Genomic DNA, 19,600 nt, shown 5'->3' with positions numbered 1-19,600 from the left:
CACGGCCCGTCCACCCAAGAGCGGGTAAAAAACGGCAAGATGTTTGAGCGACGGAAGTGAACGATCCGTATTCACTGGTGTCGGTCGGCGCCTGACATCAGCGCGACGCGACAACTGCTCCGTACAACGACAAGCGGTCCCCGCCAGGAGGCTCCATGCGATCACGGTACTTTGTGACAGGCACCTCACTGCTCATCGGCTCGGTAGTGGTCACCCTCGCCGTGATCGTCTCCCCCGTGATGACCGGGTTGCAGCAGGAGTCCGCCACGAATCTGTCGAAGATGTCGGACAACCAGTTCGGACCGCTCAGCGGGGCGGACAAGGACTTCGTGGTCAAGGTGCGGCTGGCGGGGCTGTGGGAGTACCCGGCCGGGAAGATCGGCGTTCAGAAGGGCACGACGGAGAAGGTCAAGACCGCCGGTAAGCACCTGCTCGACGGCCATCAGCTGCTGGACGCCATCAGCCGGGACATCGCCCCCAAGCTCGGCATCACCCTGCCCAACAAGCCCACGCCGCAGCAGCAGGGTTTCCTGGACGAGATGAACGCGAGGACGGGCAAGGACTTCGACACGTACTACGCGAACATCCTGCGCGTCACCCACGGCCAGATCTTCAGCTCCATCGCCAAGATCCGGCAGACCAGCAAGAATTCCCTGGTGCGCAAACTCGCGTCACAGGCCAACACGACCGTGCTCGACCACATCACCCAGATGGAGAACACGGGGATGGTCAACTTCGAATCGGCCATCTCGCAGATCACCACCACCCCGACCCAGGGACCGGAGTTCACCACGCCGCCCAAGCCCGCGCCGGGCGAGCCCACGTTCGTCGTCGGCACGTCCAAGCCCACGCCCCCGCCCAACTCCGTCAGCACCGCCGACAGCGGGGGCGAAGCGAGCCTCGACCCGAACGTGGTGAACGGTGCCGGGCTGGGAGCGGGAGCGGCGAGCGGGGCCGGCGGGGTCACCACCCCGCCCGCAGCGTCCTCCGCGCCGCCCTCCGCTCCGTAACGCCGCTCAGGGACGCGGGCCGACCACCGTCGCGCCCCCGTCGACGATGGTGATGGCCAGGGCCGGGCAGGAGTCCGCCACGTCCAGCACCCGTTCCTCCTCCGGAACCTCCTCGCTCAGCGGACGCGCCCGCTCGCCGTCAAGGACGAACAAATCGGGCGCGATCCCGGCGCACATGCCGGACGCCATGCACCGGCCGCCGTCGACCTCGGCCTTCCACGTCATCCGGATCACCACCCCACCGGCATGACCCGCGGCCCCCGAACCAGCATCTGGTCCTTCCACACCACGTCCCCGGCCAGGTGCAGGTTCGGGAAGCGTCCGATGAGCGCGCCGAGGGCCTCCTGCAACTCCAGGCGGGCCAGCGGCGCGCCCAGACAGTGGTGCACTCCGTGGCCGAAGCCCAGGTGCTGGGTGGCCGGGCGGGCGACGTTCAGCCTGCCCGGTTCGTCGAAGCGCAGCGCGTCGCGGTTGGCCGAGCCGACGGCCACCAGGACGGGCTCCCCGGCCCGCACCAGGGTGCCGCCCACCTCGACGTCCTCGGTGGCGTAGCGGGCCTGGGAGGCGCCGACGCCGAGCGGGACGAACCGCATCAGCTCCTCGACGGAGCCCTTGATCAGCTCGGGCTCCTCACGTAACCGGCGCAGTTCGTCGGGGTGGTCGAGCAGCACCATCACGAAATTGGGGATCTGGGTGGCCGTGGTCTCGTGCCCGGCGACGAGGATGCCGACGCACAGATCGACGAGTTCCAGCTCGGAGAGCCGGTCGCCCTGGTCCCGCGCCTCGATCAGGGAGGTCATGATGTCGTCGCGCGGGAACTCCCGGTGTTCCTGCACCAACCGGGCCATGTACGCGCGCAGTTCCTCGCGGTTGCGCTCCCACTCCGCCGCGGTCAGGGAGCTGGTGGACAGCGCGGCGTCGCTCCACACCCGGAACTTCGGCCGGTCCTCCTCCGGCACCCCGAGCAGCCGGCAGATGACGGCGACCGGGATGGGCAGGGCGTAGCGGTCGACCAGGTCGGCGGGCGGCCCGGCGGCCTCCAGCTCGTCCAGCAGCGCTTGCGTCAACTGCCGTACGTATGGCCGGAGTTTTTCCACCTGGTGGACGGTGAACGCCTTGGCCACGAGGGTGCGCAGCCGGGTGTGGTCGGGCGGGTCCATGCTCAGGATGCCGCCGTCCATCTGCCCCTCGCCCTGCCGCGGCGTATCCCGGTTCAGGGCCTCCGCCCGGCTGAAGCGCCGGTCGCCGAGGACCAGCCGGGCGTCGGCGTACCGCGTGGCGAGCCAGGCGGGTTCGCCGTACCGCAGGCGCACCCGGAGCAGTCCGGGACGGTGGCGCGCTTCCTCATAGGCCGCGGACAGATCCAGGCCCTCGGGGTCGTTGAAGGGATAGGCGATGGGTGTCGTCTCCGCTGTGGTCATCGTGACCTCCCTGGCGTAAGCACGTGCTTACGAAGCTATGCCGGTCCCCTTGATACGGTCAACGGCGCCTCTCGGCCGGTATGGTGACGCTCCGTCGGAGCGGCGGGCGGCGAGCGGTGGGGCGGTCGGCCGACGACAGGAGTGGATGATGGGTGGAACCACACCGGAAGCACCTCGGCGGGACGCGCGGGGCACCCGGCGGATGCTGCTGGAGGCGGCGTCGGCGCTGTTCGCCGAGCGGGGGTACGAACGGGCCACCGTACGGGACATCGCGGAGCGCGCCGGGGTGAACCAGGCGCTGCTGTTCCGCTACTTCGGCTCGAAGAAGGCCCTGTTCGGGGAGGTGGTGGCGCACGATGGCCAGGAACAGCTGCACACCACCCCGCCGAGAGAGCTGTTCGAGACCGCGCTGCGCGGCATGCTCGGGCAGGGCGACCGGGCCCGGGAGGACCGTGCGCTGGCCACCTTGCTGCGCTCGGTGGGCAGCGGCGACGAAATCGGTACCGCGGTGCGCGGCATGGGCGACGACTACGCCCGGGTGCTGGCGTCCCTGAGCAGTGCCGAGGACCGCGGGCTCCGCGCCGACCTGGCGCTTTCATGGATGCTGGGCATCGGGCTGATGCGGGTGGTCGTGGGCAAGGAGTCGCTCGCCGAGGCCGATCCGGACGCGGTGTGCGCCCTCGTCACCGGAGCGCTCGCCACGTTGCTGGAGGATCTGCCGGTCACGCGCTTTGGCGATCCGCACACCACACACTCCGCCGACTTGGCACGGTAGGACCATGACGAGCATTGATCCGGACACCCCGGAGACGAACGACCGGCCGCGCCGGGTTCCCGCGGCCCAGGCCATGCGTGGCGCGGCCCAGCAGCTCGGCGAGTTGCTGGGCACCGCGCCGGAGTCCGTCTCCGCGTTGCAGCCGACACAGGACGGATGGCTGGCCGATGTGGAAGTGGTGGAGCTGGAACGGGTGCCGGACACCATGACCATTCTGGCCTCTTACCGGGTGACCCTCGACACGCAGGGCATGCTCCTGGGCTACGAAAGGCTGCGCCGTTACGCCCGCGGCCAGCTCGACCGCGGCCGCTGACCTCCCTTTTCCCGCTGCTCCCTTCCTCCCGCGCCCCGCGCCGCCGAGTCCCGGTGGCGCGGGGCGCTCGTCGTTGTGCGGCACATGTGTTTCCCGCGGATCAAGAGTGAACACGGGTGCCGTCCGGCCCGTACAAGCACACGGGCAGACCGAGCGAGCGAGAGGACGACCACACGTGACCGTCATGACGCAGACCGGCGGAGTACCAGCCACCACCTCGACCGGTTCAGGAACCGGCAGCCTTTTCGACATTCTCGAACTCATTCTGGACCGCGGCCTCGTCATCGATGTCTTCATCCGGGTGTCCCTCGTGGGCATCGAGATCCTGAAGATCGACATACGGATCGTGATCGCCAGCGTGGACACGTATCTGCGCTTCGCCGAGGCGTGCAACCGCCTCGACCTGGAATCGGGCCGCAAGGCCCCGGACAAGCTGAGCGACATCGTCGGCAACATCGTCGAGGGCGGCGCCCGGGGCAAGACCGAGGGCGCGCTGGGCGGCGCCCTCGATGCCATCGGCAATGTGTTCGGCGGCGACGATGACGAGGACAAGTGACGATGCATCTCTACCTCTATGCGATCACCCGCTCCGACCATCCGCTGCGGCTGGACGGGCTGCGCGCGGTGGGCGGCGTGTCCGGCGCGCCGCGCGCGGTGACCAGCGGCCCGCTGACGGGCGTGGTGAGCCCGGCGCCGGAGACCCTGCGCCCCAAGCGCCGCGACCTGGCCGCCCACCAGGAGGTGCAGGAGCGGCTGATGGCGGACGGGGCGGTGCTGCCGATGCGGTTCGGGCTGCTCGCCCCCGACGAGGTCGCGGTGAAGTCGGCGCTGGACACCAAGCGCACCGAGTACGTGCGCGGCCTCGACCAGCTGGACGCCACCGCGGAGTTCAACCTGAAGGCGGCGCGCTCCCAGGACGACCTGCTGCGGGAGGTGCTGACCGAGTCCGACGACGCGCGACGCCTGAATGAGCGCACCCGCGACGGCCGCGGTTCGTACGAGGACCGGGTGGCGCTCGGCGAACTGGTGGCCCGCCAGCTGGGGGTACGGCAGCAGAGACTCGCCGAGCAGGTTGTCGGGCGGCTGGCCGGGATGGCCCGCCACAAGGTGGTGTCCTCCCCGGCCGGTGACGACTTCCTCAACGCCTCGTTCCTGGTGGAGCGGGGGCGCGCCGAGGAGTTCTCCCAGGCGGCGCAGCAGTTGGCGCAGGGCTACGGGGACGGCTACGACTTCCGGCTGCGCGGTCCGTTGCCCCCGTACAGCTTCGTGGCCTGAGGACGGGGGCGCCGTGGGACTGCTGACCGGGCTCCTCACCTTTCCGCTCGCGCCGGTGCGCACGACCGTCTGGGTCGCCGAGCAGGTGCTCGTGGCCGCCGAGCGCGAGTACTACGACCCGGCACCGGTCCGGCGCGCCCTCACCGCACTGGAACAGGACCTGCTGGCCGGGCGGATCGACGAGGACGAGTACGACCGCCGCGAGAACGAGTTGCTGGACCGGCTGGACGAGCTGGAACGGCACGAGCAGAGACGAGCCCCGTGATGACAGAACCGGTAGCGGGCAGGCTGGGTTCGCCGCGCCTGCCCGCCTCGTACGACCAGCGGGATGCCCCGTCCCTCGCCGACATCCTGGAACGGGTGCTGGACAAAGGCGTGGTGATCGCGGGCGACATCCGGATCAACCTGCTCGACATCGAACTGCTCACCATCAAGCTCCGGCTGCTGGTCGCCTCCGTCGACAAGGCGAAGGAGATGGGCATCGACTGGTGGGAGCACGATCCGTCGCTGTCCTCGCGCGCCCGGCCCCCGGCCGTGGAAAACGGCGCGGGCGATGGGGCGGAACGGTCCCTCAGCGAGGAGAACGCACGGCTGCGCGCCGAGATCGCGGCGCTGCGGGCACAAACCCAGGACCGGAGCGACAGGAGCGTGGACGGGTGACCGATATCGCACAGCACATGGTGTACGCCTACGCGGTGCTGCGCCCCACCCCCGAGGCCGCGCGGGCGGTCGCCGCGCTGCGCGGCGTGGCCGACGAGCAGGTGGGGCTCGTGGAGACCGGTGACCTCGCCGCGGCCGTCGGGCCGGTTCCGGCCCGGGAGTTCGGGGAGGCGGCGCTCACGGCGCGCCTGGAGGAGCTGCCCCGGCTCGAGTCGCTGGCCCGGGGCCACCACGGGGTGGTGGCGGCGCTGGCCCCGCTGGGCGCCGTACTGCCGCTGCGGCTGGCCACCGTGTACCGGGACGAGGACCGGGTGCGGCAGGTGCTCCAGGAGCGCCGGGACGAGTTCCTGCCGCTGCTGGAGCGGCTCACCGGGTGCGTCGAATGGGGCGTCAAGGTCTATACGGACGCCGGTGGCGGGACGGCCGCGGCGCCCCCGGAGGACGACGCCGGGGACTCCGGGCTCAGCCCGGGCCGGGCGTATCTCGCCGCGCGCCGCAGACGGCGGCGCGGCGCCGAGGACGCCTGGCAGGCCGCGGTGCGGACGGCCGCGCGCATCGCCGACGAGGCCGGGGAGATCGCCGTGGAGCGGGTCACCCACCGGCCGCAGCGCGGCGAACTGGCCAGGACGGGCGGCGGAGATGCCGGCGAGAACATCGCCAATGACGCGTACCTGGTGCCCGCCGACCGCGCCGAGGACTTCCGCTCCCGCGTCCTGGCCGCCGCCGAAGGCCAGGAGGGGGTGCGGGTCGAGGTCACCGGCCCCTGGGCGCCGTACTCCTTCGCCCTCCCGCCCGCGCCGGCCGCCCACCGGGAGACCGCGTGAGCACCGCGCTGGACGAGGAGGACACCCAGGCGCTCGCGGGCCGCGAGGTCGCGTTGGTCGACATCCTCGACCGGCTGCTCCAGGGCGGGGTCGTGCTGTCCGGGGACCTCGTGCTGTCCATCGCGGACGTCGATCTCGTACGGATCGACCTGCGGGCGGTCATCGCCCCCGTCGACGCCGAGCACCCGGCTCCCCCGCTGCTCTGACGGACGCCACTGCCCCGACCGGAAGGAACCCCCGCCGCATGTCAGCCACTCCCGACCGCCCCAGCCCCGCCCAGCGCCTGCGCACCGACCCGGACTCGGTGGAACGCGATCTGGCCCAGCTCGTGCTGACCGTGGTCGAGCTGCTGCGTCAGCTGATGGAGCGCCAGGCGCTGCACCGGGTCGACAAGGGTGATCTGACGGAGGAGCAGGAGGAGCGGATCGGGATGACGCTGATGATCCTCCAGCAGCGCATGGAGGAGATGTGCGACCGGCACGGTCTGCGCATGGAGGACCTCAACCTCGACCTCGGCCCGCTGGGGACCCTGCTGTCCCCGGCGGGCCAGGCGTAGGGCGGGTCCGCGGGCGGCGCCTCATCCGCACCATCTGTCCCTCAAGGCGCGTTCGACCGCCTCCCGAGGCCGTCCCGGCACATTCTTCCCTGGACCAGAATCGGCAGTGGTTCATGAACCCGAAGGGAAGATCATGCGGTACGGCAATGCCTTGCGAGAAGAGCTGACATCTCCTCGCACCACACCGCTCATCGGCATCTACGACATGTATTCGGCGTCGATCGCGGCCCGCCACTACAACGGCTTCTTCGTCTCCGGTTTCGGATTCGCCGCATCGTACTACGGACTTCCGGACATCGGATTCATCGCATGGCCGGACATGGTGAACTTCGTGGAGCGGCTGCGGCTGGCGTTCCCCAGGCACCATCTGCTCGTGGACATCGACGACGGCTATGTGGACCCCGAGGTCGCCTGCCACGTGGTGCAGCGACTGGAGCGCGGCGGCGCCTCCGGGGTGATCCTGGAGGACCAGAAGCGGCCGCGCCGGTGCGGACACGCGGACGGCAAGCTGGTGCTGCCGCTCGAGGAGTACCTGGAGAAGCTCAGCCTGGTGCTGAGCAGCAGGAAGGACATGCTCGTGGTGGCGCGCACGGACGCCACCGAGGAGGCGGAGATCATGCGGCGGGCCGCCGCGCTGGCGGAGACCGACGCGGACGTGGTCCTCGTCGACGGGGTGCGCAGCGTGGAGTGGATCCGCCGGATCCGTACGGTCGTCGGCGACAAGCCGCTGCTGTTCAATCAGATCGCGGGCGGGAAATCACCCCGGCTTTCGCTTTCCGAGCTGACGGATCTCGGCGTCGATATCGCGATCTACAGCACCCCGTGTCTTTTCGCCGCGCACGGCGCGATCGAAGGTGCGCTGGTCGATCTGAAAATGGCGGACGGCCGGCTGCCGGACACCCGGGAGACCGATTGCATCGGCGTGAAGGGGTCCACGGAACTGCTGGAGGCGAACATCAGCAGGCATCACGCCGATCACCATCCGGCCGCGGTATGACCCGCGGATTCCGTTCCGTATCGTCCACGCCTTTCCGGCCCGGCACCGGCCGTCACCGAAAGCCGGAAAAAGAGAGCGGCTTCACCCGGGCGTCCGCCGGGGGAATCGTCCTCGCGGCCACCGCGGGCGTGCTCTGCGGCGGCCAGGCCGCCTGGCCCGCCGCGTCCGAGGCATCCGCCGCGCCGGTCGCCGGGTCGCACACCGGCCTGGTGGTCATCGACAACGTGGGCATCGACAACTCCTTCGCGGACTCCTGGCTGGAGATCGACCGCACCCTCGACACGCTGCTCCTCAGCGCGGGCACGGCGGGCAGCGATCACGAGAGCGAAAGCGGTGATTGACGTGAAGCCGCTGCCCTGGCCATGGCCCCCGTCATGGCCGGGCCGGTTGAGGAAGGCGGTCGACCCTTACGTCGCCGCCCTCCTCGGCACGGTCGCGCTCGCGGCGCTGCTGCCCGCCTCCGGACGGGCGGCCGGGGCGGTCGAGGGCGCCGCGGACGTCGCCATCGGGCTGCTCTTCTTCCTGTACGGCGCCCGGCTGTCCACCCGGGAGGCGGTGCACGGCCTGCGGCAGTGGAAGCTCCACCTCCTGGTGGGGGCGAGCACCTTCGTCCTGTTCCCGCTGCTGGGGCTGGCCCTGGGCGGCCTGGCCCCGCTTCTGCTCACCGACCGGCTCTACACCGGCGTTCTCTTCCTCTGCGTCGTCCCCTCGACCGTCCAGTCCTCCATCGCCCTCACCTCCACGGCCCGGGGGAACGTCCCGGCCGCCATCTGCGCCGGTACGTACTCCAGCCTGGCCGGGATGGCCGTCACACCGCTGCTGGCGGCCTGGCTGATCGGTTCCAGGGTCGGCTTCTCGGCCGACGGCCTGCTGAGCATCGCCACGCAGCTGCTGCTGCCCTTCGTCGCCGGTCAGTGTCTGCGCCGCTGGATCGGGGAGTTCACGGTCCGTCACCGGCGGGCGCTCGGGCTGCTGGACCGCGGTGCGATCCTGCTCGTCGTCTACACGGCGTTCAGCCGCGGGATGACGGAGGGCATCTGGCAGCAGGTCACTCCGGTGCGGCTGCTCGCCCTGCTGAGCGTGGCCGCGACGCTGCTGGCGGCGGCCCTCGCCACGACGTCGTACGCCGCGCGGCGCCTCGGGTTCGGCCGCGAGGACCGGGTCGCCCTCGTGTTCTGCGGCTCCAACAAGAGCCTCGCCACCGGGCTGCCCATGGCCGCGGTGCTGTTCGGTGACGCGGCGGGTCCGGTGATCCTGCCGCTGATGCTCTACCACCAGCTCCAATTGATGGTGTGTACAGTTATCGCGGCCCGATGGGTCCGCCTTTCCGCCGGGTCAACGCCCCTGACCAGCGCACATACCGCGACCCCCTAAAGGTCCGTCTTTCAACCTCTTGGTATCGTGGTTTTTAGCGGTGTCACCCACCGCGAAGCACGACCAGTGAGGAAGCAGTACCCATGAAGAGCGATCTCACCGAAGCGGAGGCGTCCGACCCTGCCTCTTCCGCAGGCGCGGCGACCCGGTGGAACCCGAACGGCCACACCTGGGAAACCACCTCGCGGGGGCGCGCCATCCTCAGCGACCCCCGCCTCAACCGGGGCACCGCGTTCACCGAGCCCGAGCGGGACGCCCTCGGGCTGACCGGCCTGATCCCGGCCCAGGTCATGACCCTGGAGCAGCAGGCCACCCGCGCCTACGCCCAGTACCGGGCCAAGGCCACCGACCTGGACAAGAACGTGTACCTGCGGTCCCTCCAGGACCGCAACGAGGTGCTGTTCTACCACCTGCTCGGCGAGCACCTCAGCGAGATGCTGCCGATCGTCTACACCCCCACCGTCGGCACCGCGATCCAGCGCTACAGCCATGAGTACCGCCGCTCCCGCGGTGTCTACCTCTCGGTGGACGCCCCGCAGGACATCGAGCGTGCGCTGCGCGCCAGCGGCCTGGGCCCGGAGGACGTGGACCTGCTCGTCGCCACCGACGGCGAGGCCATCCTCGGCATCGGCGACTGGGGCGTGGGCGGCATGGACATCTGCATCGGCAAGCTCGCCGTGTACACCGCCGCCGCCGGAATCGACCCGGCGCGCGCCCTGCCGGTCGTACTGGACGCGGGCACCAACCGCCAGGAACTCCTCGACGACCCGCTCTACCTGGGCAACCGTCATCCGCGGGTGGACCGCGAGACGTACGACGCCTTCATCGCCGAGTACATCGCCGCCGTCGGCCGCGTCTTCCCCGACGCGCTGCTGCACTGGGAGGACTTCGGGTCCGGCAACGCCCGGCGCATCATCGACACCTACGGCGACCGGGCGCTCACCTTCAACGACGACATCCAGGGCACCGGCGCCGTCAACCTGGCCGCCGTGCTCTCCGGCGCCCGCGTCACCGGCGCGCCGCTGCGCGACCACCGCATCGTCATCTTCGGCGCGGGCTCGGCCGGGCTCGGCATCGCCGACCAGCTGCGCGACGCCCTGATCGCCGACGGGCTCGACCCGCAGGAGGCGTCCGACCGGTTCTGGTGCGTCGACCGGCACGGCCTGATCACCGATGACGCCGAGGGGCTCGACCACCACCGGCGGCGGTACGCCCGGCGGGCGGCCGACGTCGCCGACTGGCACCGGGACGAGCAGGTCGGCGGCATCGCGCTCGCCGAGGTGGTCCGCCGCGCCCGGCCGACCATCCTCATCGGCACCTCGGGCCAGGGCGGCGCCTTCACCGAGGAGATCGTGCGGGAGATGGCCGCCCACACCGAGCGGCCCGTCATCCTCCCGATGTCCAACCCGACCCCGCTGGCCGAGGCCAAGCCCGAGGACCTGGTCCGGTGGACCGGCGGCCGGGCCCTGATCGCCACCGGAAGCCCCTTCCCGCCCGTGGACCATGACGGGGTCACCCATGTCATCGGGCAGGCCAACAACGCCCTGGTGTTCCCCGGTCTCGGCCTCGGCGCCATCGTGGCGCGCGCCACCCGGATCACCGACGGGATGCTGCTCGCCGCCGCCGAGCGGATCGCCGAGATGATCGACTCCGGCACCCCCGGCGCCCCGATCCTGCCGCTGGTCGACCAGTTGCGCGAGACCTCCGCCGCGGTCGCCGCGGCCGTCGCCCGCGCCGCCGCGCACGACGGGGTGGCCCGTGCGCCCATCGCCGACGACCAGCTCGACCGCACGGTCCGCGAGGCCATGTGGAGCCCGGTCTACCGCCCGATCCAGCCGGTCTGACGACACGTACACACCGGCTGCATTGGGGACTTGACCATGTCTATTTCGCACATCTTCACCATCGTCGTGCCCGTGTTCCTCGTCATCGCCCTGGGCTACGGGGCCGGGCGGCGCATGTCGTTCGGCGGCGGGGGCGCGGACGCGCTCCGGGTGCTCACGATGGAGTTCGCCCTCCCGGCGTCCCTCTTCCTGGGCATCGCGAACACCCCGCGCCACATCCTGCTGAGCCAGGGCCCCCTGGTGGGAATGCTGGCCCTCGGACTGCTCGGCCTGTTCGGGCTGATCCTGCTGGGACTGCGCCTCTTCGGGCGGCTGCCCCTGCCGCGGGCGTCGATCCTGGCGCTCGCCTCCGTCCAGCCGCAGTACGCCTTCATGGGCATCACGATCCTGGGCAATCTGTTCAGCGAGGCCAAGGCCGCGATCCCGATCGCCATCGCGGGCATCCTGGTCAACGTCATCCTCGACCCCCTCGTGCTGATCCTGCTCAACCTCGGCCGCCCGCACGCCACGGAGGCCACCGCGGCGGCGTCCGCGCCGTCCCTCGTCCTGGTGTCCGCGGGCGGCGGGCCGGCCGCGGCCGAGGAGGAGCGGCACGGCGGCACCGGCGCCGCGGCGACCAAGCCCGTACCCACCTGGGTGAAGGTCCTCCAGCCGCTGCGCAAGCCGTTCGCCTGGGCCCCGCTGCTCGGGCTGGTCATCGCGCTGGCCGGGGTGCGTCCGCCCGAGATGATCGAGAGCTCGCTGACCCTGGTGGGCCAGGCCGCCTCGGGCGTGGCGCTGCTGTCGGTGGGCGTCACCCTCGCCCGCGTCGGCATACCGCAGCTGAGCCCGGGGTCCATCGCGATCGCGCTGACCAGCGTGGTCGTGCTGCCGCTCAGCACGTACGCCATCGGCCTGGTGCTGACCGGTCATGAGGTCGCCGCGCAGACGGCCCTGATCCTGGCGTTCCCCGTCTCCCCCGTGCCGATGATGCTCGCGTCACAGCACGTCAAGAGCGAGGAGCACCGCATCGCCTCCTCGGTGATCATCAGCATCGTGCTGGCGTTCGCCTCGCTCCCGCTGATCATCAACCTGACCAGCTAGCGGGCTCGCCCCCGGCCCGCCGGTACGCATTCCGATCGCGTACCGGCGGGCCGGGACGCAACGGCCGCCGTGCTACAAAGAGGGACATGTCACCAGCGCAGGGATGGCTCCATTGAGCGCGATCAGCATCGGCCAGGCCATGGTCCTCGGCGTCGTCGAGGGGGTGACCGAGTTCCTGCCCGTCTCCTCCACCGGCCACCTCAAGATCACCGAGGGGCTGATGGACATCCCGGTGGACGACAAGGCCGTCGTCGCCTTCACCGCGGTCATCCAGGTCGGCGCCATCGCCGCGGTGCTGCTCTACTTCTTCAAGGACATCGTCCGCTTCGCCCGCGCCTGGGGCCGTGGCATCGTCAACCGCGAGCTGCGCGAGCGGCACGACTACAAGTTCGCCTGGTGGGTCGTCTACGCCACCCTCCCCGTGGTGGCCGTCGGCCTCGCCGCCAAACCGCTGATCGAGGGGCCGCTGGCGTCCCTGTGGGTGGTGGCCGGGTCGCTGATCGTGGGCAGCGGGCTGATGTGGGCGGCCGACCGGATGGGCCGCCACAAGCGCGGCGAGGACGACACATCGCTCAAGGACGCGATGCTGGTCGGCGGCTCGCAGATCCTCGCGCTGCTCTTCCCCGGCTTCTCCCGCTCCGGGGCGACGATGTCCACCGGGCTGATCCTCGACCTGGACCGGCTGGCCGCCACCCGGCTGTCGTTCTTCCTCGGCCTCCCCGCCCTCACGGGTGCGGGGGTGTACGAGCTGAAGGACGCGCTCGGCGGCGGTGTCGCCGCTGCGCCGCTGGCCGTGGGCACGGTCGTGTCGTTCGTCGTGGCGTACGCGTCGATCGCCTGGCTGCTCAGGTTCGTCGCCAAGCACTCCTTCAACGCCTTCGTGATCTACCGCGTCGTCGTGGGCGTCCTGCTGTTCGGCCTGCTGGGTACGCACGTGCTCACGCCCTGAGCGTGCGCGAGGTCCCGGGCGGTCGCCCGGGGCCGTTCGCATGGAACAGGGCTGTGCGCTATTTCAGGCCGATGGTCGCACCGGGGCCCAGCGGCAGGTCGAATCCGTAGAAGATCCCCAGGATCGCCAGCCACACCGCCATGACGGCACGACGAAGATGGCGAGCCGGGAGATGAGGGTGCCGAGCCGGGCTTCCGGTTCGTACTGACGGACCATCGCGAGGATGAGGAAGAGGTACGGGTTCATCGGCGTGATGACCCCGGTGGCGGAGTCGCCGATGCGGAACGCGGCCTGACTGAGCGCCGGGCTCATGCCCATCAGCATGAACGCCGGCAGGAAGACGGGGGCGACCAGGGACCACAGGGCGGACCCGGAGAGGAAGAGCGTGGACGCGGCGCAGTGCGCCCGGCTGGAGGCGGCGGCCTGCCCGGCGCCCGACGCGGGCCGCGGGCCGCGGCGCGGCCCGACGCGGGCCGCGGGCCGCGCGGCTGCTGGAGTTGCTGAACACCGACGGCCGGATGTCCATACGGGACCTGGCGGCGGGCGCCGACGCGGGGACCACCACGGTTCGGCGCCGGCTCGGGGTCCTGCTGGCCTCCCGGGTCAGCGTGCGCTGCGACCTGGCCCGGCCGCTGTCCGGCTGGCCGCTGTCCGCGGTGTACTTCGCGTCCGTACCGGCGCGGTATCTGCGGGAGAGCACCCAGATGCTGGCCGGGATGCGGGAGGTGCGGTCGTGCTCGATCACGGCCGGACCGCACAACGTGATGATCGACGTCTGGCTGCGCGCGATGAGCGATGTGCACGGCTTCGAGGCGCATGTGGCGCGGCAGGTGCCCCATCTGGCCATCGACGACCGCTCGGTGGTGCTGCGCACGGTGAAGCACATGGGACGACTGCTGGACCGGGACGGGCGCCGTGTGGGCGTCGTCCCGCTGCGCCAGCCGCAGGGAACGCACGGCGTGGCGGGCGACGAGAACTGAGCGTCGGGATTCGGTCAGCTCAGCGGGCGGGAAGCGCCCGGCGCCTATCCATCTGTCATATGCCTGCGTAGGACATTCGTATGATGCGTCTCCCCCGCGGTAACCCAGAAGAGCCTGTCCCCGCTACGTCCCGCCCGGTGGGGTACTGATCCGGCGCCCATCGCGGCACGGGCGGTGCGGCGATCCCATAGGCGCCGGGCTCTTGCGTACGGACGACCGCGGCACGGCGCGAACGGGCTGGTCCGAGCGGGTGCGCCCGGCGGAGGGCACCGCACCGGCCACTCCCCCGCCGCGGTGCCGACGGGGGCGGTGGGGCCACGGAGGCCCCGAAGGGCCGCGGAGCGTACTACACGGCGTCCGCGGTTTCGGCCCAACGACAGATTTCACCCCCATCCGCTGAACCGTGCGTAACCTCTCCGTCACTGGCGAGCCTCCGGGTGCGCCGCGGGCACCGCAGGAGGGGAGACCGCATGCCCGGAATCGACGAATGCCTGCTCGACGCCATGACGGTGAACGGCGCGCGCGGCGCCGCCGTGATCGAGTGGACCAGCGGGCTCGCGCTCGGCATGGTCGGCGAGACACGCGACGGCGACCCCGAGGCCACCGCGGCGGAGACGGCCGAATTGGCGCGCATGGCCGCCGAGCAGTCCGCGTTCGCGGCGCTCGAACCGCGCGGTGACGGCCACGATGCCGGGGAGAGCGACGGCTCGGCGCCCGGGGAGGCTCCGGTGGAGGACGTCATCGTCACCACCCGCACCTGCTACCACCTGCTGCGCTTCGTCGACACCGCCTTCGACAGCGGTGTCTTCTTCTACCTGTGGCTCGACCGCCGCGAGGGGAACCTGGCGCTCGCCCGGATGCGGCTGCGCGATCTGTCGCAGCGGCTGGCGCTCTGATGAGACCCGGCCCCGCACCCCGTCTCACCGAGCTGGCCGCCGAGCGGGCCAGCGGCGCGCTGCTGTGCGACGCGGGCACCGTCTATCTCGCGGACGGGCAGGTCGTGCACGCGGAGAGCCCGCTGTCCCCGGGCCTGGACGTGCTGCTCACCACCGGCGGGCGGCTGACCGCCGACAGCTGGCGGGAGGCGTTCGACCGCACCGCCACCGCCGGGCGGGTCGGCCGGTTCCTCGTGGACAGCGGGCGGCTGACCGGCGCGGAGCTGGAGATCTGCCACCTGGGCGCGCTGTTCGACGCGGCCTGGTTCGCGCTCGGGCCGGGCAGCGGACCGCGCGGCTTCCAGCGGGGCGCGGCGCACTGGCTCGGCCCGGTGCGGCCGGTGGGCGCGGCCGACGTCGAGCGGGAGATCCGGCGGCGCGGCAAGCTGCTCGACGGCCTGTGGCCGTATCCGCGGGTGGACACCGAGCCCGTGGTACTGCGCCGCCCGGACGGACACCTCCCGCCGGTCTCCCGCCGCCAGCGCGCGGTGCTGACGCTCGCGGACGGAACGCGCACCCCCGCGGGGATCGCCCGGGCGCTGGGCCGCCCCGCCTTCCACACCGTGCTCGACGTGCGGCGGCTGGCGGCCGCCGGTTACGTCGAGACGCCCCGATCACCCCGCGACCCCCTGCCGCCGGCCCCGGCACCCGGTCCGGCCGCGGTCGACTTCGCCGAACCCGACGCCCCCTTGCTGCGTCGGCTCCGTGACGCCTTGGAGGCACACCTGTGATTCCCCCGACCGCCCCCGCCGCCTCGGGCATCCCGTCGTGAGACGCGCGTTGCGGCAGCGCACGGACCCGCGGCAGCGCACGGATCCGCGCCGGCACGCGCCCGACCCGCGACAGCGTGCGGAGAGGAGAGAGCTGTTGGCCGCCGAACCCGAAGTCCTGGACGAGTTGCGCCGATTGCGGGCCCGCGTCGTTCATGTGACCGGCGCCCTGGTCGCCACCAGCGACGGTCTCGTGCTGGCCCACGACACGGCCTCCATCGAGCCCGAGGGCGTCGCCGCGCTGACCGCCGCCGCCCTCGGGGTGACGCAGTCGCTGGCCGACGCCACGGGCCGGGGCGCCTTCCGCGAACTGCTGGTCCGCGGCGAGGAGGGCTACGTCGCCACGTACGCCGCGGGCCCCGCGGCCGTGCTGACCGTGCTGGCCGGAGGGCGCACCAACGTGGGCCGTCTCCATATGGAAGCCCGCCGGTCGGGCGCCCGCGTCGCCGAGTTGGTGGACGACGCGCTCGGCAAGGCCGAGCAGAGCTGAAACCATCCATCCCCCGGGCACACCACCCGGACACACCATCCATCGAAAGGAACTGCCAGATCATGGCGAACACCCAGACCGCGCTCAAAGAGGCGATGACGTCCATCGAGGGCACCCTCGGCGTCGCGCTGGTCGACTACTCCAGCGGCATGGCCCTGGGCACCCTGGGCGGGGGCAAGGAACTCGACCTGACGGTGGCGGCCGCTGGCAACACCGATGTGGTGCGCGCCAAGGTGCGCACCATGGAGCAGCTCGGCCTCAAGGACTCCATCGAGGACATACTGATCACCCTCGGCACCCAGTACCACCTGATCCGGCTGCTGAAGGGCCGGAACAGCCAGGGGCTGTTCCTCTATCTGGCGCTGGACAAGAACCGGGCCAACCTGGCGATGGCCCGCCACCAGTTGCGCCGGATCGAGACCGACTTGGAGGTCTGATCCTCCGCAGCGGCCGCGGGGCGACAGGCAGACGGCGGCAGCCCTGTCGCCCCGCACCGAGATCCTGGCCGCTGCTCGCCACCCCGGTTACGGGGTGGCCGCGGGCGCCGTCTCCGCGGTGGCCGATGCCCTCGCCGCCTGACGGCCGCCGCGCTCAGCGCCCCTCGTGGCGCGCCTTGCGCCGGGCCTCCTCCTCGGTGAACAGCTCGGCCAACTTCCGGGTGTGCGCGTCGAGTTCGAGCTCGTCGTCCTCGGCACCCTCGTCGTCCTCGGCGTCGTCGATGAGCAGGCCCTGTTCGCGGAGCTGCTGGTCGTGCAGCTTCACCGGCGGCTGCGGATCCCAGTCGGAGGGCCGGGGCCCCTCGGGGCCGTCCGGCCCGATCCGTACCAGGCGCTCGACGCGCACGATCCTGAACAGCCTCCCCTGCACCACCAGTTCATCGCCCCGCTCGGCGTCCAGCCGGTCGGCCGCGGCCATGTACGGGGCGCGCTCGGCGGGTTCGAGGCCGAGCTTCCACGGGATGAGGACGCGCATCTCCAGCGCCAGGGTGTCCCGGGCGCCCTGGGGCGTGGTCGACGTCCCCGTGCAGTCGGACCGCCACTCCCCGGCGGCCCGCTCCACCGTCATGAACGTCGGCGGCAGCAGCACACCTCCCGGGTGGGTGTCCGCCGCCCGCAGGCAGTCGTCGCGCACCTCCTGGGGGACGCTGCCGCGCCTGGGCAGCATCGACAGCAGTTCGAGCTTCAGGATGCCGTCGGACACACCGGTGGCGGTCACCGGATCGATGACGAACCCCGAGGTGGGGTCGGGCGCCCTGTGGGCCTCCCCCGGGGGCGCCGGATCGAGGTCGGTGATCCGCGGCGGCTCGGGCCCCAGCGGGCCGGAGCGGAGGAAGCGCTCGGCCCGGACCACCCGGAACCGGCTGCCCTGGACCGTCATCTCGTCGATGACCTCCCAGTCCATCCGCTCCGCGGCCGCCATGCACTCCTCGAGGCCCGCCCGGTCACCGGCGGCCTCCGCCTCCTGCGCCATCCTGCGGAACTGACAGCCCATGCCTTCGCGGGCGTCCTGCGGCGCCAGCCCCGAGAACGGCGACACCAGCTCCCAGCCGCCCTGTTCACGCTCCCGCACAACCCCGAACACCGGCCCGCCGGCCGAGAGGATCTCCGGATACACCTCCCGCGACCGCCATGCCTCCACATCCGCCACCGCCGCCACCGGCGCCTCCGGCGCGGCCACCCGGACCGTCCGATAGGCGGGGACGTTCTCGCCCTCTTCCGTCATGGGGTCAGCATGAGCACATACAAGCCGCTTGCGCGACACATCGGCCGAAAGTCCATCCGTCCGTGGGAAGAGCCCTTGCGGCGCCCTCAACAACAAGGTCACGCACGCTTATTGACCCGCCGTCCGGCGCCAACCTAGCCTCCATCTCCATACATAGACCGAGTACACATATGTGGAGCCGGGGGTCGCATGCCTCTTGTCATCGTCGGGATCAGCGTTCTGAGCCTGCTGTTCCTCATGACGAAGCTGAAGCTCAACGGCTTCATCGCCCTGCTCCTGGTGGCGGTCGGCGTCGCTCTGGTGCAGGGGGTGTCGCTGGAGAAGATCCCGGACGTCCTCGCGGGCGGCATCGGGGACCAGATCGGCGACACGATGATCGTCATCGGTCTCGGCGCCATGGTCGGCCGGGTCATGGGCGACTGCGGCGCCGCCCAGCGGATCGCGGGCAAGCTGGTCGACACCTTCGGGCTGCGCTGGGTGCAGGTGGCCATGGTGGTGACCGCGATGCTGATCGGCGTGACGATGTTCTACGAGGTGGCCTTCGTCATCATCGTGCCCATCGCGTTCACCATCGTCCGCGTCACCCGGGCGAACCTGCTGTGGGTCGGGCTGCCGATGTCCATCACCCTGTCGACCATGCACAGCTTCCTGCCGCCGCACCCCGGACCCACCGCGGTGGCCGCGTCGTTCGACGCGTCGGTCGGACTGACCCTGTTCTACGGCCTCTTCTTCGCCGTGCCGTTCGGCGCGCTGATCGCCCTGGTGTGGCCGCGGCTCCCGTTCGTCCGGCGGATGAACCCCGAGATCCCCCAGGGCCTGGTCACCGAGCGCACCTTCAGCGACGAGGAGATGCCCGGGATGGCCTGGTCGCTGTCGGTGGCCCTCTTCCCGGTGGTCCTGATCGCCGGGGCGGCGGTGTACGACATGGCCGTGCCCGACTCCGACGCGGCCCTGCCCTTCGTCACCTTCATCGGCTCGGCACCGATCGCCCTGCTGCTCACCCTGCTGCTGGCCCTGTGGGCGTTCGGCCCGCGGATCGGGCGGGGGCTCGCGGAGGTCAGCACGTCGTGCAACTCGGCGGCCCAGGCGATGGCGATGATCCTGCTGGTGATCGGGGCGGGCGGCGCCTTCAAGGGCGTCCTGGTGGAGGGCGGGATATCCGACTACATCAAGAACCTCACCGACGGCTGGCCGGTCTCCCCGATCTTCCTGGCGTGGCTCATCGCGGTCATCCTCCGGGTGGCGCTCGGCTCGGCCACGGTCGCCGTCGTCACGGCCGCCGGGGTGGTGCAGCCGCTGATCGCCGGCAGCGGGGTCCACCCCGAACTCATGGTGCTCGCGGTGTCCTGCGGCTCCATCGCCTTCTCGCACGTCAACGACCCGGGCTTCTGGATGTTCAAGGAGTACTTCAACCTCTCCGTCATCGATGCCATCAAGGCGCGCACCACGTACACCACGGCGCTCGCGGTGCTCGGCCTCGGCGGCGTGCTGGCGGTCGAGGCGAGCCTGGACGCCCTCGGCCTGTAGCGGCTCCCGCGGGTACCGCAGGCCACATCGGGTCAGCCCGCTTTGTACGGATTACGCTCGAATGTGAATGCCTGTGTGCGTGCCTGGTGGAAGGG

General features: G+C 71.3%; 25 protein-coding genes and 1 pseudogene. 22 read left to right on the top strand and 4 right to left on the bottom strand.

Annotated elements, in window-relative coordinates; translation table 11 throughout:
* The first annotated feature begins 155 nt into the window (after positions 1-155).
* Positions 156-1,010 carry a DUF4142 domain-containing protein gene (locus LCH29_RS03030; protein WP_446460095.1) on the top strand — a complete coding sequence of 285 codons (855 nt, stop codon included), beginning with the start codon at positions 156-158 and terminating at the stop codon, positions 1,008-1,010.
* A gap of 6 nt (positions 1,011-1,016) precedes the next feature.
* Here the strand turns inward: LCH29_RS03030 and LCH29_RS03025 are convergent, their stop codons facing one another.
* Positions 1,017-1,235, bottom strand: coding sequence for a ferredoxin (locus tag LCH29_RS03025; RefSeq protein ID WP_446460094.1), 219 nt, complete (start codon positions 1,233-1,235; stop codon positions 1,017-1,019).
* A gap of 5 nt (positions 1,236-1,240) precedes the next feature.
* Positions 1,241-2,431, bottom strand: a complete 1,191-nt coding sequence (locus LCH29_RS03020; RefSeq protein WP_446460093.1) for a cytochrome P450 — start codon at positions 2,429-2,431, stop codon at positions 1,241-1,243.
* 148 nt (positions 2,432-2,579) lie between these two features.
* Between LCH29_RS03020 and LCH29_RS03015 the strand changes: the two genes are divergently transcribed.
* The 15 genes from LCH29_RS03015 to LCH29_RS02945 all read left to right on the top strand — a co-directional run bounded on the left by LCH29_RS03015 (position 2,580) and on the right by LCH29_RS02945 (position 13,081).
* Complete coding sequence (locus LCH29_RS03015) at positions 2,580-3,206, top strand: TetR/AcrR family transcriptional regulator (RefSeq protein ID WP_446460092.1); 627 nt, start codon at positions 2,580-2,582, stop codon at positions 3,204-3,206.
* Positions 3,207-3,210: 4 nt separating this feature from the next.
* A complete protein-coding gene (locus LCH29_RS03010; protein ID WP_009720295.1) occupies positions 3,211-3,519 on the top strand; it encodes a gas vesicle protein GvpO in 309 nt (102 codons plus the stop codon).
* Positions 3,520-3,694: 175 nt separating this feature from the next.
* Positions 3,695-4,075 (top strand): gas vesicle protein GvpJ, encoded by a 381-nt coding sequence (gvpJ, locus tag LCH29_RS03005; protein ID WP_446460091.1) that lies wholly within the window; start codon positions 3,695-3,697, stop codon positions 4,073-4,075.
* A 2-nt stretch (positions 4,076-4,077) separates the two neighbouring features.
* Complete coding sequence (locus tag LCH29_RS03000) at positions 4,078-4,794, top strand: GvpL/GvpF family gas vesicle protein (protein ID WP_446460285.1); 717 nt, start codon at positions 4,078-4,080, stop codon at positions 4,792-4,794.
* 13 nt (positions 4,795-4,807) lie between these two features.
* The gene (locus LCH29_RS02995; protein WP_446460090.1) at positions 4,808-5,059 is read left to right on the top strand and encodes a gas vesicle protein GvpG; all 252 of its coding nucleotides are present in this window, start codon (positions 4,808-4,810) and stop codon (positions 5,057-5,059) included.
* Positions 5,059-5,454 (top strand): gas vesicle protein, encoded by a 396-nt coding sequence (locus LCH29_RS02990; protein WP_446460089.1) that lies wholly within the window; start codon positions 5,059-5,061, stop codon positions 5,452-5,454. Before LCH29_RS02995 ends, LCH29_RS02990 begins: the two co-directional genes overlap by 1 nt.
* Positions 5,451-6,278 carry a GvpL/GvpF family gas vesicle protein gene (locus LCH29_RS02985; RefSeq protein ID WP_446460088.1) on the top strand — a complete coding sequence of 276 codons (828 nt, stop codon included), beginning with the start codon at positions 5,451-5,453 and terminating at the stop codon, positions 6,276-6,278. Before LCH29_RS02990 ends, LCH29_RS02985 begins: the two co-directional genes overlap by 4 nt.
* Positions 6,275-6,484: a gas vesicle protein gene (locus LCH29_RS02980; protein ID WP_446460087.1), complete on the top strand. Its 210-nt coding sequence runs from the start codon at positions 6,275-6,277 to the stop codon at positions 6,482-6,484. Before LCH29_RS02985 ends, LCH29_RS02980 begins: the two co-directional genes overlap by 4 nt.
* Positions 6,481-6,834, top strand: coding sequence for a gas vesicle protein K (locus LCH29_RS02975; RefSeq protein ID WP_446460284.1), 354 nt, complete (start codon positions 6,481-6,483; stop codon positions 6,832-6,834). The genes LCH29_RS02980 and LCH29_RS02975 overlap by 4 nt, the downstream gene beginning before the upstream one ends.
* Before the next feature lie 133 nt (positions 6,835-6,967).
* Positions 6,968-7,831 (top strand): isocitrate lyase/PEP mutase family protein, encoded by an 864-nt coding sequence (locus LCH29_RS02970; protein ID WP_446460086.1) that lies wholly within the window; start codon positions 6,968-6,970, stop codon positions 7,829-7,831.
* A complete protein-coding gene (locus LCH29_RS02965; protein ID WP_446460085.1) occupies positions 7,828-8,172 on the top strand; it encodes a hypothetical protein in 345 nt (114 codons plus the stop codon). Before LCH29_RS02970 ends, LCH29_RS02965 begins: the two co-directional genes overlap by 4 nt.
* Positions 8,165-9,205, top strand: coding sequence for a bile acid:sodium symporter family protein (locus tag LCH29_RS02960; RefSeq protein WP_446460084.1), 1,041 nt, complete (start codon positions 8,165-8,167; stop codon positions 9,203-9,205). Before LCH29_RS02965 ends, LCH29_RS02960 begins: the two co-directional genes overlap by 8 nt.
* An 83-nt stretch (positions 9,206-9,288) precedes the next feature.
* Entirely contained in the window at positions 9,289-11,049 is a 1,761-nt protein-coding gene (locus tag LCH29_RS02955) for an NAD-dependent malic enzyme (protein ID WP_446460083.1), read from the top strand.
* 36 nt (positions 11,050-11,085) lie between these two features.
* Positions 11,086-12,132 (top strand): AEC family transporter, encoded by a 1,047-nt coding sequence (locus LCH29_RS02950; protein WP_446460082.1) that lies wholly within the window; start codon positions 11,086-11,088, stop codon positions 12,130-12,132.
* Between the two features lie 112 nt (positions 12,133-12,244).
* Positions 12,245-13,081 (top strand): undecaprenyl-diphosphate phosphatase, encoded by an 837-nt coding sequence (locus tag LCH29_RS02945; RefSeq protein WP_446460081.1) that lies wholly within the window; start codon positions 12,245-12,247, stop codon positions 13,079-13,081.
* A 58-nt stretch (positions 13,082-13,139) separates the two neighbouring features.
* On the opposite strand, the pseudogene LCH29_RS02940 reads toward LCH29_RS02945, so the two are convergent.
* A pseudogene (locus LCH29_RS02940) lies at positions 13,140-13,456 on the bottom strand (AbgT family transporter); the annotation flags it as partial.
* A 143-nt stretch (positions 13,457-13,599) separates the two neighbouring features.
* On the opposite strand from LCH29_RS02940, the gene LCH29_RS02935 reads away from it, so the two are divergent.
* The 5 genes from LCH29_RS02935 (at position 13,600) to LCH29_RS02915 (ending at position 16,693) form a co-directional block, all read left to right on the top strand.
* Positions 13,600-14,061, top strand: a complete 462-nt coding sequence (locus LCH29_RS02935) for an Lrp/AsnC family transcriptional regulator (protein ID WP_446460080.1) — start codon at positions 13,600-13,602, stop codon at positions 14,059-14,061.
* Positions 14,062-14,531: 470 nt separating this feature from the next.
* Positions 14,532-14,957, top strand: a complete 426-nt coding sequence (locus tag LCH29_RS02930; protein ID WP_446460079.1) for a hypothetical protein — start codon at positions 14,532-14,534, stop codon at positions 14,955-14,957.
* The gene (locus LCH29_RS02925; protein WP_446460078.1) at positions 14,957-15,727 is read left to right on the top strand and encodes a transcriptional regulator; all 771 of its coding nucleotides are present in this window, start codon (positions 14,957-14,959) and stop codon (positions 15,725-15,727) included. Before LCH29_RS02930 ends, LCH29_RS02925 begins: the two co-directional genes overlap by 1 nt.
* A 133-nt stretch (positions 15,728-15,860) precedes the next feature.
* Entirely contained in the window at positions 15,861-16,256 is a 396-nt protein-coding gene (locus LCH29_RS02920; RefSeq protein ID WP_446460283.1) for a roadblock/LC7 domain-containing protein, read from the top strand.
* A gap of 62 nt (positions 16,257-16,318) precedes the next feature.
* On the top strand, positions 16,319-16,693 hold the full coding sequence (locus tag LCH29_RS02915; protein ID WP_055552129.1) for a hypothetical protein: 375 nt from the start codon (positions 16,319-16,321) through the stop codon (positions 16,691-16,693).
* A gap of 154 nt (positions 16,694-16,847) precedes the next feature.
* On the opposite strand, the gene LCH29_RS02910 is transcribed toward LCH29_RS02915, so the two are convergent.
* Positions 16,848-17,978: a DUF5954 family protein gene (locus LCH29_RS02910; protein ID WP_446460077.1), complete on the bottom strand. Its 1,131-nt coding sequence runs from the start codon at positions 17,976-17,978 to the stop codon at positions 16,848-16,850.
* A gap of 189 nt (positions 17,979-18,167) precedes the next feature.
* Here LCH29_RS02910 and LCH29_RS02905 point away from each other — a divergent pair, with 189 nt between their 5' ends.
* Positions 18,168-19,505 carry a gluconate:H+ symporter gene (locus tag LCH29_RS02905; protein ID WP_446460076.1) on the top strand — a complete coding sequence of 446 codons (1,338 nt, stop codon included), beginning with the start codon at positions 18,168-18,170 and terminating at the stop codon, positions 19,503-19,505.
* The last annotated feature ends 95 nt before the right edge of the window (positions 19,506-19,600 follow it).

The organism is Streptomyces sp. BRA346, from assembly GCF_052851135.1.
Note: the sequence above shows the minus strand (reverse complement) of the source record. Positions and strands in the feature narration are given on the sequence as shown.